We start from the raw sequence: 12,085 nt of genomic DNA, 5'->3' as shown, positions 1-12,085 counted from the left end.
TACAGGGGATTGAGTCTGGCTTGGGATTTGGGGTGAGTGGGCTGGCGTCTTCGCGAGCAGGCTCGCTCCCACAGGTTTTGTGTTGGGCTCGGGGTTCGCGGCGGGCGGCTGGCGCCATCGCGGGCAAGCCTGGCTCCCACAGGGATTGGGGGATGGCTATGGTCGGTGGCGTTTCATGTTGATGAGGGCGGAACGTCCACCATTCGGCGCCGGGCGCTCTTCAATGGAGAACGGCACGAAGCCAAGTTTCGGGTAGAGCAGCAGGCCTGCAGTGTTTTCATTGAAGCAAGACAGTTGCACTTCCTTGGCCTGGTATTTTTCGAAACCCAGCGCGGTCATGGTCTCGACAATGTACCGCGCAACACCCTGGCCACGGGCGTAGGGCGCGACGATGACGTTGCCGATGCAGCAGATGCCATCGTGCTCAGCGCGGTAGAAATTGGCGAAGCCAACGAACTCGCCGTTGGCCAGAAAAGCCGTGGAGTCGAAGCGTTGGCTGATTGCGCTGTGCATCTGCTCTTCCGTCAGCGGGAAGTTGGCTTTCGGGAACATGAAGAACAGTTCTTGTTCGCCCTGGGGAAAGCTGCAGAGGGTGTTGACGTCGTCGGCCGTCACTGGCCGGTGGGAGAAATTCATCGCTGCCCTGCCCTCACTTTTTACCCGCCAGATGATGCGCAACCAAGGCGTTGGCATGACCGTGGCCCATGCCGTGTTCCTCCTTGAGCCACGCCACCAGTTCCATGTGTTTCTTGTCGCTGATGCTGGCGAGGAGGTTCAGCCAGTGATCGATCGGCTGGCCGTACTTCTTTTCAATGGAGGGGAAGTAGGAGGCTGGGCCTTTTACTTTGTTGTCTTCGCTCATGCTGTTGGCTCCGTTTGCTTGCTCATCGATAAAACCGGCGAAGACTCCACCGGATTCAATTCTCGAACATCCTGAACCGCTTCTTCCAGATCATAGGCGGCCAGATCAACATAGCGTTTTATCCGCAGTCTTTGGTAGGGCGTGCTTTGAATGCCATCCCAGACAATCCAGTAAATAAACGACACCGCGGCGACCAGAATAAGGATGACAGCGCCCTTCCCTCCTAGAAAAAAAGATGTCGCTTTGATCAGTTCCGTGGACAGACCGATCATCAGAGCGAAGAGCGAAACGAAGACCAGATTTTGCGAAAGTGCAGGTTTGGCTGGCACGACAGTCAAGTCTGAATACGCCGAGAGTTCCCGAAGCTTGGCAGCCGTATAGCCCTCATCCTGCACAATCTGCAAAAAGAACGCATAGCAAAGAATGTTCTCTTGCTCGCCCCAGCGTTGCTGGCCAATGGCATGTTCAGCGAACTGCACGGGATAAACCCTGCGAAGGGCATTGAGTCGAGTAAAGAATAACCCCACTGTCCACACGGCAAGACCGGCGTAGGAGATCGGAACGAAGATCGGGTATTTGATGCCCAGAGCGGACAAAGCAATAAGGGGCAACGTTGACACGGCGACCGCCCACATCGGCCACAACCGGCGCGCATTCTTCCATGTGAACAGCAACTTGTTCGGCTGTCTGCGGCTGCGTTTATACAGTGCCGTCAAGTCCACCCATTCCTTGAATTTCATGACCACTTCCTTGAGTTTGCCCGTCACACGGTGATGCGCCGATATCCTAGGTGAATCGGCCAGCATTTGCAGCCGGCCTTGTCATGCTGTGCAAGCGTTACTCAGATCGAACGCTGATTAACCCGCGCCATCAATTGCTCAGCACTTTCCTTGCGCTCGGAGTAACGGTCGACCAGATGCGCCTGTTGATCGCGCAGCAGCACGGTGAACTTCACCAGTTCTTCCATCACATCGACCACACGATCGTAGAACGGCGACGCTTTCATCCGCCCGGTGTCGTCGAACTCCATATAGGCCTTGGGCACCGAGGATTGGTTGGGGATGGTGAACATGCGCATCCAGCGGCCCAGCACGCGCAACTGGTTGACCACGTTGAACGACTGCGAACCGCCGCAGACCTGCATCACGGCCAAGGTTTTACCCTGGGTCGGGCGTACCGCGCCGAGTTCCAGCGGGACCCAATCGATCTGCGCCTTGAACACGGCGGACATCGCGCCATGACGTTCGGGTGAGCACCAGACCTGGCCTTCCGACCACAGCACCAGATCGCGCAGTTCCTGCACTTTGGGATGGTCGACCGGAACGTCGTCGGGCAGTGGCAGACCGGACGGATTGAAGATCCGCGTTTCGGCGCCGAAGTGTTCGAGCAGGCGTGCGGCCTCCTCCACCAGTAAACGGCTGAACGAGCGTTCGCGGGTCGAGCCGTAGAGCAGCAGGATGCGTGGTTTGTGCGCGTCCGCTTGCGACGGTTTGGCGTTATCGAACAGATTGAGATCGAGGTTGGGCAGTTCGGACATAAATCCTCCTTAAAGCGTGCCGATGCGGTCGAGCTCAGCCTTGAGTTGATCGCGGCTGAGCGAGTGGAAAGGCAGATCGAGGAAGGCCTGACAGCGTTGGCCGATGCGCATAAGGGTGGCGTGAAAAGCCGCGTCGACAATGGCTTCGTCGCCCTTCACTTCGGACGGATCTTCCAGCCCCCAGTGGGATTTCAACGCCGGGCCGAAATACACCGGGCAGGCCTCGCCAGCGGCTTTGTCGCACACGGTGATGACGATGTCCGGCGGGTTGCTTTCAAAAGCGTCGTTGCCTTTGCTGTGCAAGCCATCAATGGCGATGCCATGCTTTTGCAGGGTCAACAGGCTGCGCGGCAAGACTTGGCCTTTGGGAAAACTGCCAGCACTCACCGCTTCAAACCCGGCAGGTGCCAAGTGATTGAACATGGCCTCAGAGAGAATGCTGCGGCAACTGTTGGCCGTGCACATGAACAGGATTCGCATGGGTTTCTCCTTCCTCAGCAGCACGCGGTTTCACGGACAGGACGGCCATCCATGTTCTGCAGGCGCGCGGCATTGTCCTTGAGCCAATCGGCGTTGGCTTTGGACGTCAATTGCAGAATTTCGCGAACCCACGCTGGCAGCTCCGGGTTGAGACGGTAATAGACCCACTGGCCCTGACGGCGATCGAGCAGCAAGCCATTGCTGCGCAGTTGTGCGAGGTGGCGGCTGATTTTCGGTTGGCTGTCGCCGAGTGCGCACATCAGTTCGCAGACGCAGAGTTCACCTTGATCGGCGATGAGCAGCATGGCGCGGACGCGGGTTTCGTCGGCGAGGCTCTTGAAGACTTCGGTGGGAGTGATCATGGGACGGGCTCATCACATACGGAAATCCGAATATACGGATATCCATATATAAATCAACCCGGAGATGACACACATCTCGTGTGATATGCGCATCCCCCTGTGGGAGCGAGCCTGCTCGCGAAGGCGGTGGGTCAGGCGAGATTTGCGTATCAGATACACCGCTTTCGCGAGCAGGCTCGCTCCCACAGGGGGATTTGGATACAGCTGGTTAACCGCGTAAAAGCCCCTGCTCCGCCTCACACAACCCCACCACATAATCCCAGACCACCCGCAGCCGCACCGACTTGTGCAACTCGCGCCGCGTGCTGATCCAGTAACTGCGCTCAATGCTTTCATCCGGCAGTAATGGGACAAGGTCAGGGTCAGATGACGCCATGTAGCACGGCAACACCGCAATGCCCAATCCCGACCGCGCTGCTTCCTGCTGAGCAATAACGCTGGTGCTATGGAACACAACCCGAGGGCTACGGCAGAAGCTGTTGAGAAACATCAGTTCCTGGCTGAACAGCAAATCATCGACATAACCGATCCACGCATGCCGCCCGAGGTCTTCGCGGCTGTGCAGTGGCGGCGCCTTATCGAGATAGCGTTGGCTGGCGTACAACGCGAGGCGATAGTCCGTGAGCTTGCGCGTCACCAGCATGTCCGCCGCCGGGCGCTCGAGATGAATGCTGATTTCCGCCTCGCGGTTGAGGATGCTGACAAAGCGCGGCACCGCGACCAGTTCCACTTCCAATCCCGGATAGCGCTCGAACAAGCCGATCATGCGGCTGGCGAGAAACTTGATGCCCAGCCCTTCGGTGACGCCAACACGAATCTTGCCCAGTGGCGCGGTGGATTGGGTGATCTCTTCCTGCGCCAGCAACGCAACGTTTTCCATCGCTTCAGCGTGTTTAAGCAGCGCCTCCCCCGCCGGGGTCATTTCGTAACCTTGCGCGTGCTGGACGAACAGCGCGGTGCCGAGGCTTTTTTCGATGGCTTCGATGTGGCGGGCGACGGTGGCGTGGGTGGTGTTGAGGCGGCGGGCGGCGGTGAGCAGGCGGCCGCTGCGTTGCAGTTCGAGAAAAAACCGCAGGTCGTTCCAGTCGAACATGGCGTGTCCTTGTCGGCTATGGTCAATGCAGGCTGTTTGAAAACGCACAGCGGCTGCGCAAAAACTAACATTCTTTTAACGAAAGCTAACAACTAGAGTGTCCGACAATAAAAACAAAAAGCGAGGTCAGGGAATGCAGACTTCCCTCGATGAATACGACTACATCGTGGTCGGCGCCGGCCCTGCCGGGTGCCTGCTGGCCAATCGGCTGTCGGCAGATCCGCAGCAGCGCGTGCTGCTGCTCGAAGCCGGCGGGCGCGACAACTATGCGTGGATTCACATTCCTGTCGGTTACCTGTTCTGCATCGGTAACCCGCGCACCGACTGGTGCTTCAAGACCGAAGAACAACCGGGCCTCAACGGTCGCGCACTGAGTTATCCGCGCGGTAAAGTGCTGGGCGGTTGTTCGTCCATCAACGGCATGATCTACATGCGCGGCCAGGCCAACGACTACGATGGCTGGGCGGCCGAGGGCAATCCGGGCTGGGCCTGGAATGACGTGTTGCCGCTGTTCAAACAGAGCGAAAACCACTTTGCCGGTGCGGCTGAATTCCACGGCGCCAAGGGTGAATGGCGGGTTGAACAGCAGCGCCTGTCGTGGCCGATTCTGGATGCGTTTCGTAGTGCGGCCGAGCAAAGCGGCATCGCCAGCATCGATGACTTCAATCAGGGCGACAACGAGGGTTGCGGCTACTTCCAGGTCAATCAGAAATCCGGGGTGCGCTGGAACGCGGCGAAGGCGTTTTTGAAACCGGTGCGCGACCGGGCGAATCTGACGGTGCTGACCGGGGTTGAGGTCGATCGTGTGCTGCTGGAGGACGGTCGCGCAACAAAAGTCAGTGCCCGTCATGAAGGTCAGGTCAAACAGTTCAAGGCGCGCAAGGAGATCGTCCTGTGCGCCGGTGCCGTCGGTTCTCCGAGCATTCTGCAACGCTCCGGGATTGGCCCACGGCCGCTGCTGGAACGCTTGGGCATCGGCGTGATTCATGAGCTGCCGGGCGTTGGCGGCAACCTGCAGGATCACCTGCAATTGCGCCTGATCTACAAACTGGAAAACGCGCGCACGCTGAATCAGATCGCCGGCAGCGTGTGGGGCAAGATGGGCATGGGCCTGCGTTATCTGTATGACCGTAGCGGGCCGCTGTCGATGGCGCCGAGTCAGTTGGGCGCATTTGCGCGCTCGGGGCCGGAGCAGACCTCGGCGAATCTTGAATATCACGTGCAGCCACTATCGCTGGAGCGTTTTGGCGAACCGTTGCACAGCTTTCCGGCGTTTACCGCTTCGGTTTGCGATCTGCGTCCGCAGAGTCGTGGACGCATCGACATTCGTTCGGCGGACCCGCAGGAGGCGCCGCTGATTCAACCCAACTACCTCAGTCATCCTGAAGATCTGCGCGTGGCAGCAGATGCGATTCGCCTGACCCGGCGCATCGTCAGCGCCCCTGCCCTGCAAGCATTCAAACCGGTGGAATACCTGCCCGGCGCCAACCTGCAAAGTGAAGAACAATTGCAACAAGCAGCAGCGAAAATCGGCACGACGATTTTCCACCCGGTAGGCACCTGCCGCATGGGCAATGACGGCGATGCGGTGGTCGATGCGCAACTGCGCGTCCACGGCGTGCCCGGTTTGCGCATCGCCGATGCGTCGATCATGCCGCGCATTACCTCGGGCAACACCTGTTCGCCTACGCTGATGATTGCCGAGAAAGCGGCACAATTGATCCTCAGTTCCAAAGCTGTAAACACCGTACCTGTAGGAGTGAGCCTGCTCGCGATGACGGAATAACATTCGACATCTGTGTTGGCTGATACACCGCTATCGCGAGCAGGCTCACTCCTACAAGGGACCGCGTTTAATTCAAGGCATCACCCGGACACGCAACACCAGTGGAACAACAAAAACAATCACTGTGAGGGATACCGATATGTCAGAACACGTTCAGCCGCTGGACGCCGTGCGCAGCGTCGAGACCAGCCCGGATACACGCAAAGTCATCTTCGCTTCCTCACTGGGGACGGTGTTCGAGTGGTATGACTTCTTCCTCTACGGCGCCCTTGCGGCAGTGATCAGCAAACAGTTTTTCGCCGGGGTCAACGACACCACGGCGTTCATCTTTGCGCTGATGGCCTTCGCCGCAGGCTTTATCGTGCGGCCGTTCGGGGCGCTGGTGTTCGGTCGGTTGGGGGACATGATCGGGCGCAAATACACCTTTCTCGCGACGATCATCCTGATGGGCGTGGCGACCTTCTGCGTCGGCCTGCTGCCGACCTACGCCAGCATCGGCATCGCCGCGCCGATCATTCTGGTGGTGCTGCGTATGCTCCAGGGCCTGGCACTCGGCGGCGAATACGGCGGTGCTGCGACTTATGTGGCAGAGCACGCGCCTATCGGAAAACGCGGCTTCCACACCAGTTGGATTCAGTCGACTGCGACCCTCGGCCTGCTGTTGTCGCTGCTGGTGGTACTCGGTTGCCGCTACTTCACCGGCGATCAGTTTGAAGTCTGGGGCTGGCGCATTCCGTTCCTGCTGTCGATCGTGCTGCTGGGCATTTCCACCTGGATTCGCCTGAGCCTGCACGAGTCGCCGGCCTATCTGAAAATGAAAGAGGAAGGCAAAACTTCGAAAGCGCCGATCCGCGAATCCTTCGGCAAATGGGAAAACCTCAAGGTCGTGCTGATCGCCCTGTTCAGCATCAATGCCGGGCAAGCGGTGACCTTCTACGCGGCGCAGTTCTACGTGCTGTTCTTCCTCACCCAGTTCCTGAAAATGGACCCGGCGGTGGCCAACACCTTGCTGATCATCAGCGTGGTCATCGGCGCGCCGTTCTTCATCTTTTTCGGCTGGCTGTCGGACAAGGTCGGGCGCAAACCGGTGCTGATGCTGGGCTTGCTGCTGGCCACCGCGCTGTACTTCCCGATCTTCAAATCCCTCGCGCACTACGCCAACCCGGCGATCGATCAGGCCAGCCGTCAGGCACCGATCACCGTGCTGGCGGATCCGGCGACCTGCACCTTCCAGTTCGACCCGGTCGGCAAAGCCAAATTCGACAGCCCGTGCGACAAGGTCAAGACCTTCCTGGTCAAACAAGGCCTGCCCTACTCCAGCGCAGCTGCGCCTGCTGGCAGCGCCGTGCAAGTGAGCGTCGGCGACGTCAAACTCGATGGCTTCGACGAGGCCGCCCTGCGCGGTGCGATCACGCTGGCCGGCTACCCGCAACAGGCTGATCTGCAGCAAATCAACAAACCGATGATCGTCGCCCTGATCGTCGCGCTGATCATCATCTCGGCCATGTGCTACGGCCCGCTGGCAGCGCTGATGGTAGAACTGTTCCCGACGCGCATTCGCTACACCTCGATGTCGCTGCCGTACCACATCGGCAACGGCTGGTTTGGCGGGTTCCTGCCGACGGTGTCGTTTGCGCTGGTGGTGTACACCGGGGATATCTTTTATGGGCTGTGGTATCCGGTGCTGATTACCGGGGTAAGCCTGGTGGTGGGGATGATCTGTTTGCGTGAGACGAAGAATATAGATCTCGACAAGAACTGATTACGTTAATCAAGCCGCTTCAGGTAGGTCCTGAAGCGGCTTTTTGCTGCCCGCATTATTGTTATCGACAGACTAATGGCACTTCAATACCATCGAATCTCCAGCAAGCGCGCCCATCGCGTGGCTGGCTCCCCATCCTAAGGAACAGGATATGACCGATTCACCAAATTCCCCTGCCAGCCCTTACCGATATCACGAGCAAAATCTTTCAGAAGATCATCTCTTGGCAAAGGACCGGCATGTCGACATTCCCCACGCACCGCTAGAGAGTTTGAGACCAGTCCTCCTCAGCTGGATGAATTGCGTCCAGCGCTACATTGATGTCTGGGACGCCGATGATCTGCCTTACTGGTACAACGAACAGGCCAACGTCAGCATTCTTGCGGGAGCCGCATGGAAAGCTGACTGGACAGCCATTGAGGAATATCAGGTTCGCAAAATTGCAAACGAGGGGACAGAACCGCACTCGTCCATTGGGCGCAACGATCTCTATATTGCCAATGAAGATCACGGTTGGAGCATCGAGGCAAAGGTCTCCTACGTTCCCATCGATAACCGGGAGCGGGCCAGGACGCAAATCAACGAAAAATGCACGTGGGCCATCCGGGATGCCAACCGGGTACATTACGACGAGCCGAGGTTGGGTGCCGTGTTCGTTGCGCCGTACTCGGCAGGCGAGCCAGCTAACGTGACGCAGATTCAGATGTTCCGGAAAATGCTTCTGGAAATACCCTGTGCTGCGATTGCCTGGGTCGCTCCCAGCCGTGCGCAGAAGACGCATAGCCACGACGGCAGGTACTACCCGATGGTGGCGTTGATCTTGTTGAGTTCGGATTGAAAGCTCTCGACTCATCTTGGGGCCGTGAATCCACCTGCCCAGGCAGATAGCCCGCGTTTCTCATTTCAATCCGTAGAACAGTTTCAATGTCCAAGGAAGAATCCGTGATTTCAAAAGCCAAATTCGCTGAAGCCGAATTATTGACTCTGATAGATCGAATGCTGCGTAAGATTCCGGACGGAAATGGCGGAAGAGCAAAAATTCGTCAGGTCACGCAAAGACAGGAACGTAACCTCGGTGGGTACGATGCCGTCGCAACGAGCGTTCAGCCATTTTACATACAGGCTAAAACCTCAAGCTTTTACCCCGGCAGATCCACCAGCAAAATCATTTCATCGCGAAATGCCATACCGGTTAATAGCGATCCAGGTGCTTTCGCGTTTGATCTTCGCAAACACAAGGGCACTGATGAACCCTTACAACACAATGCCTTGTATTGGCTTTCGCTACGGTCCACTGCCGCCTACGTATGCCCGACATTCCTATCCGAGTACGAACTGGAAAATCGACTCGAAAAAGCCCTCGATTTGGAAAGACATGAAATATGGCACTACCGTGATCATGTGTATACCGAGGCCAGCAACAGCAAATCGCAGAGCTTTCAGGCCTTACACTTTCATGGGCTGATAACGGTCATTCCTCATCGCCTGGTAAAGACCAACCGCCACCGCTACAGCTACGACAACAATGCTACACCAAGTATTGTTTTTCACTCGGATCCGGAGAACGTTGGTGAAGCCCGCTCCTTCACTTCTTTTGTCGAAACACTGACCAGTCAAAACAAAATTCCCGACAAGGAAGTCAGAAGCATTACCCGTCCCGTGTCATTTGAAAAGCTCAAGGAGACACAATTGAACTGGATAGAGGAAGCATTCGACCCCGATACGTCTGGCTTCAATATAAAGGCATCTGATGTTTCGGAATCGCTCAGATCGGCATTTCTATCCCGATCCACCGACTTTCAAAACACTACCAATGCGCTGAAGTATCTGCAGAAACTGGACGGCCGGGATCTTTCCATATTTTTTGGTGCGTTGCTGAAAAACAAATACTCCATCTATCAGCACCACCTTCTCAGGTTTGACTGAATGCAGGCTGTCCCCCGAGCAGGCACAGCCCCACGTCAGTGTTAACTGGCGGTAACTGGCGGTAAGTGGCGGTAAGTGGACTCAAGCATCGGCCGCGATCACCTCAAACTTGACCTGATCCGGATAAAACGCCACGTAATCACGAATAGGCGCCACTGACACTTTCGGATTTTCGTAAGTCCACACCGCGTTCGCCCCTTCATGCCCAGGCACTTGCAGGCTGAAGTAATTAGCGTCGCCCTTGTACGGGCAGTAACTGGTGTGGTCGGTGCGGGCGAAGTACTTTTCGTCGATGTCTTCGCGGGGGATGTAATAGACCGGCGGGTAGTTGGCTTCGTTGAGAATCATGACGTGGGAAGAAGCGGCGACCTGGATGCCGTGGAATTTCACTATCAGGCAGCCGGGAAGTTGTTCGAGGGCAATGACAGGACTGGGGCCGGAGCTTTTCATGGGGGTTCTCCTGGATACGGCGAAGAGACCGGTTCAGGTATAGCCCATTGGTTCTGGTTGGGGTGGATTTACAGCCGAACGGCCAATCAACTTCAAAAGCCCCTCACCCTAGCCCTCTCCCGGAGGGAGAGGGGACCGATTGGGGGATATTGGCGAGATTTACCGACTTGAACGATTCGCTTTGAATCCATAATCGACTCGTTTTTTCAGGTCGGTGTCTTTCGCCAGACAACTCGGTCAGTCCCCTCTACCTCTGGGAGAGGGTTAGGGTGAGGGCCGCTTTCAGGCATCACGCAACGATATCAGTCGCCACCGCTTGCCCCACCACACCCACGGCAAAGTCCACCGAACCCTGCCCCGTCAGGTCAACCATCAGGCTGGTCTGATTGGTTTGCGCAAAGTAGGTCAGGATCGCGTCGCCCGCATGCCCGGTGAAGCCGCTGACAAAGTTCAGCGACGCCGCACCCGTGGCGAAACCGGCGATCCCCGACAGGTCGATCTTGTCCAGGCCGCTGGTGAAATCCATGATCCAGTCTGGCGCGGTCATAGTCGAATCGCTGGCCGCGCCAAACACGAAGGTGTCTGCACCTGCACCACTCCACAAGGTGTCGCCACCGCCACCACCGTAAATGATGTCGTTACCGGCACCGCCGACCAGTTCGTTGGCAGCGGCGTTGCCTATCAGCAGATCATTGCCTGAACCGCCGATGGCATTTTCCACGGTCACGCCGTGAGCGATGGACACGTTACCGACCAGACCACCAACATCGGAGAACGAACCTTCATTGAGGTTGATCTTCTGGTTCTGGCTGAAACCGGAGAAATCCAGGGTGTCATTACCGCCGCCATCCCACACCGAGAAAACCACTTTGGAGGAGGCCGAAGTGGCGCTGTAGAAATCGCGCTCGGCGCTGGAATTGAAACCGTAGGTGGTGTCATCGGCGCGGGTCGCGTAGTTGGCGCCATACAGCTTTTGCACCGCGACGATATCGTCCAGCAATGGCGCCGAAGCGTACGCGTCGCTGCCGTCCTTGCTGAAGTTCTGGTCGGTGTTGGCTTCGCTCCAGTAGCTCATCAGGCTGTAGCCACGGGTGTCTTCGGCGTACTTGGCGTCGTTATAGGTCGGGTTGCCATTACCGGCGTTGTACGCGCCCGGGTGCGACAGGCCCAAGGTATGGCCGATCTCGTGGGTCAGGGTCTGGCGCCCGTAGTTGTTGGTGTCCGGGGTTTTGTTGACCTGATACTGATCGTTGATCAAATACCACGACTGGCCGTCATAGCTGCCGCTGCTCGGCAGGTAAGCGAACGCAGCGCCACCGGTGCTGACATCATAGTTACCGAAGGTCATGTGACCATCGCCGCCCTTGCCTTCAGTGAAGGTGACGTTGGCGACATCAGCCCAGGATTGCATGGCCAGCACGGCCTGGGCTTTTTGCTGGGCGCTGAATTCGCTGAAGTTGCCCAGGTTGACGTTGTAGTTCGCCGGTTTCTCGGTCAGGAAGGTGTAACTGAGGTCGATCTTGCCGTCAGCGTTCTTGTCGCTCCACGACAGGCCTTTGCGCAGGATTTCATCAGCGGCCTGGTCGGCAGTGAATGAGGGTTTGCCGTTGACCAGCCCGACGCCACGGTCATACAGGTGGCTGAACGTATCGATTTCGTCGAAGGCGCTGCTGGTTTTCGATTTGGCTTGAGCCATGATGGACTTCCTTGTTTCTGAGTAGTCAGTGTCGACAGACCACGGCGATCTTCTGGCGAGATCGTCCTGTCACTCGCGTGTTTGCATCGGCGAAAAACCTGACACAGGCGCAAACCGGGCGCTAATCAATT

General features: G+C 57.4%; 13 protein-coding genes. 4 read left to right on the top strand and 9 right to left on the bottom strand.

Annotated elements, in window-relative coordinates; all coding sequences use genetic code 11:
* Nucleotides 1-156 precede the first annotated feature (156 nt).
* The 7 genes from AC5SEM_RS07915 to AC5SEM_RS07885 all read right to left on the bottom strand — a co-directional run bounded on the left by AC5SEM_RS07915 (nucleotide 157) and on the right by AC5SEM_RS07885 (nucleotide 4,334).
* Complete coding sequence (locus AC5SEM_RS07915) at nucleotides 157-636, bottom strand: GNAT family N-acetyltransferase (RefSeq protein ID WP_495472581.1); 480 nt, start codon at nucleotides 634-636, stop codon at nucleotides 157-159.
* Between the two features lie 13 nt (nucleotides 637-649).
* A complete protein-coding gene (locus AC5SEM_RS07910) occupies nucleotides 650-862 on the bottom strand; it encodes a DUF4287 domain-containing protein (protein WP_331695464.1) in 213 nt (70 codons plus the stop codon).
* Complete coding sequence (locus AC5SEM_RS07905) at nucleotides 859-1,602, bottom strand: hypothetical protein (RefSeq protein WP_495472580.1); 744 nt, start codon at nucleotides 1,600-1,602, stop codon at nucleotides 859-861. The genes AC5SEM_RS07910 and AC5SEM_RS07905 overlap by 4 nt, the downstream gene beginning before the upstream one ends.
* Nucleotides 1,603-1,703: 101 nt before the next feature.
* Entirely contained in the window at nucleotides 1,704-2,399 is a 696-nt protein-coding gene (gene arsH, locus AC5SEM_RS07900) for an arsenical resistance protein ArsH (protein ID WP_495472579.1), read from the bottom strand.
* Between the two features lie 9 nt (nucleotides 2,400-2,408).
* A complete protein-coding gene (locus AC5SEM_RS07895; protein ID WP_495472578.1) occupies nucleotides 2,409-2,879 on the bottom strand; it encodes an arsenate reductase ArsC in 471 nt (156 codons plus the stop codon).
* Nucleotides 2,880-2,893: 14 nt separating this feature from the next.
* Nucleotides 2,894-3,241: a metalloregulator ArsR/SmtB family transcription factor gene (locus tag AC5SEM_RS07890; protein ID WP_495472577.1), complete on the bottom strand. Its 348-nt coding sequence runs from the start codon at nucleotides 3,239-3,241 to the stop codon at nucleotides 2,894-2,896.
* A 208-nt stretch (nucleotides 3,242-3,449) separates the two neighbouring features.
* Nucleotides 3,450-4,334, bottom strand: coding sequence for a LysR family transcriptional regulator (locus AC5SEM_RS07885; RefSeq protein ID WP_150708415.1), 885 nt, complete (start codon nucleotides 4,332-4,334; stop codon nucleotides 3,450-3,452).
* A 133-nt stretch (nucleotides 4,335-4,467) separates the two neighbouring features.
* On the opposite strand from AC5SEM_RS07885, the gene AC5SEM_RS07880 reads away from it, so the two are divergent.
* The 4 genes from AC5SEM_RS07880 to AC5SEM_RS07865 all read left to right on the top strand — a co-directional run bounded on the left by AC5SEM_RS07880 (nucleotide 4,468) and on the right by AC5SEM_RS07865 (nucleotide 9,808).
* Nucleotides 4,468-6,120, top strand: a complete 1,653-nt coding sequence (locus AC5SEM_RS07880; protein ID WP_495472576.1) for a GMC family oxidoreductase — start codon at nucleotides 4,468-4,470, stop codon at nucleotides 6,118-6,120.
* Between the two features lie 139 nt (nucleotides 6,121-6,259).
* Nucleotides 6,260-7,882 carry an MFS transporter gene (locus AC5SEM_RS07875; protein ID WP_007910646.1) on the top strand — a complete coding sequence of 541 codons (1,623 nt, stop codon included), beginning with the start codon at nucleotides 6,260-6,262 and terminating at the stop codon, nucleotides 7,880-7,882.
* 151 nt (nucleotides 7,883-8,033) lie between these two features.
* Complete coding sequence (locus AC5SEM_RS07870) at nucleotides 8,034-8,720, top strand: hypothetical protein (protein ID WP_495472575.1); 687 nt, start codon at nucleotides 8,034-8,036, stop codon at nucleotides 8,718-8,720.
* Between the two features lie 86 nt (nucleotides 8,721-8,806).
* Complete coding sequence (locus tag AC5SEM_RS07865; protein ID WP_495472574.1) at nucleotides 8,807-9,808, top strand: hypothetical protein; 1,002 nt, start codon at nucleotides 8,807-8,809, stop codon at nucleotides 9,806-9,808.
* Between the two features lie 81 nt (nucleotides 9,809-9,889).
* On the opposite strand, the gene AC5SEM_RS07860 is transcribed toward AC5SEM_RS07865, so the two are convergent.
* Together AC5SEM_RS07860 and AC5SEM_RS07855 are read right to left on the bottom strand one after the other, a co-directional pair.
* On the bottom strand, nucleotides 9,890-10,258 hold the full coding sequence (locus tag AC5SEM_RS07860) for a DUF427 domain-containing protein (protein WP_495472573.1): 369 nt from the start codon (nucleotides 10,256-10,258) through the stop codon (nucleotides 9,890-9,892).
* Between the two features lie 289 nt (nucleotides 10,259-10,547).
* On the bottom strand, nucleotides 10,548-11,954 hold the full coding sequence (locus AC5SEM_RS07855) for a serralysin family metalloprotease (RefSeq protein WP_495472572.1): 1,407 nt from the start codon (nucleotides 11,952-11,954) through the stop codon (nucleotides 10,548-10,550).
* Between the last annotated feature and the right edge of the window lie 131 nt (nucleotides 11,955-12,085).

This window comes from Pseudomonas sp. CH61 (assembly GCF_059429415.1).
The sequence above is the reverse complement of the archived record's forward strand: the minus strand, read 5'-3'. Positions and strand labels throughout refer to the sequence as shown.

What these genes read in the sequence shown, in the direction of transcription:
- AC5SEM_RS07860 (WP_495472573.1), bottom strand. Translation starts at nt 10,258, where the DNA reads ATGAAAAGCTCCGGCCCCAGTCCTGTCATTGCCCTCGAACAACTTCCC.
- AC5SEM_RS07890 (WP_495472577.1), bottom strand. Translation starts at nt 3,241, where the DNA reads ATGATCACTCCCACCGAAGTCTTCAAGAGCCTCGCCGACGAAACCCGC.
- AC5SEM_RS07870 (WP_495472575.1), top strand. Translation starts at nt 8,034, where the DNA reads ATGACCGATTCACCAAATTCCCCTGCCAGCCCTTACCGATATCACGAG.
- AC5SEM_RS07895 (WP_495472578.1), bottom strand. Translation starts at nt 2,879, where the DNA reads ATGCGAATCCTGTTCATGTGCACGGCCAACAGTTGCCGCAGCATTCTC.
- arsH (WP_495472579.1), bottom strand. Translation starts at nt 2,399, where the DNA reads ATGTCCGAACTGCCCAACCTCGATCTCAATCTGTTCGATAACGCCAAA.
- AC5SEM_RS07855 (WP_495472572.1), bottom strand. Translation starts at nt 11,954, where the DNA reads ATGGCTCAAGCCAAATCGAAAACCAGCAGCGCCTTCGACGAAATCGAT.
- AC5SEM_RS07910 (WP_331695464.1), bottom strand. Translation starts at nt 862, where the DNA reads ATGAGCGAAGACAACAAAGTAAAAGGCCCAGCCTCCTACTTCCCCTCC.
- AC5SEM_RS07915 (WP_495472581.1), bottom strand. Translation starts at nt 636, where the DNA reads ATGAATTTCTCCCACCGGCCAGTGACGGCCGACGACGTCAACACCCTC.
- AC5SEM_RS07865 (WP_495472574.1), top strand. Translation starts at nt 8,807, where the DNA reads ATGTCCAAGGAAGAATCCGTGATTTCAAAAGCCAAATTCGCTGAAGCC.
- AC5SEM_RS07880 (WP_495472576.1), top strand. Translation starts at nt 4,468, where the DNA reads ATGCAGACTTCCCTCGATGAATACGACTACATCGTGGTCGGCGCCGGC.
- AC5SEM_RS07905 (WP_495472580.1), bottom strand. Translation starts at nt 1,602, where the DNA reads ATGAAATTCAAGGAATGGGTGGACTTGACGGCACTGTATAAACGCAGC.
- AC5SEM_RS07875 (WP_007910646.1), top strand. Translation starts at nt 6,260, where the DNA reads ATGTCAGAACACGTTCAGCCGCTGGACGCCGTGCGCAGCGTCGAGACC.
- AC5SEM_RS07885 (WP_150708415.1), bottom strand. Translation starts at nt 4,334, where the DNA reads ATGTTCGACTGGAACGACCTGCGGTTTTTTCTCGAACTGCAACGCAGC.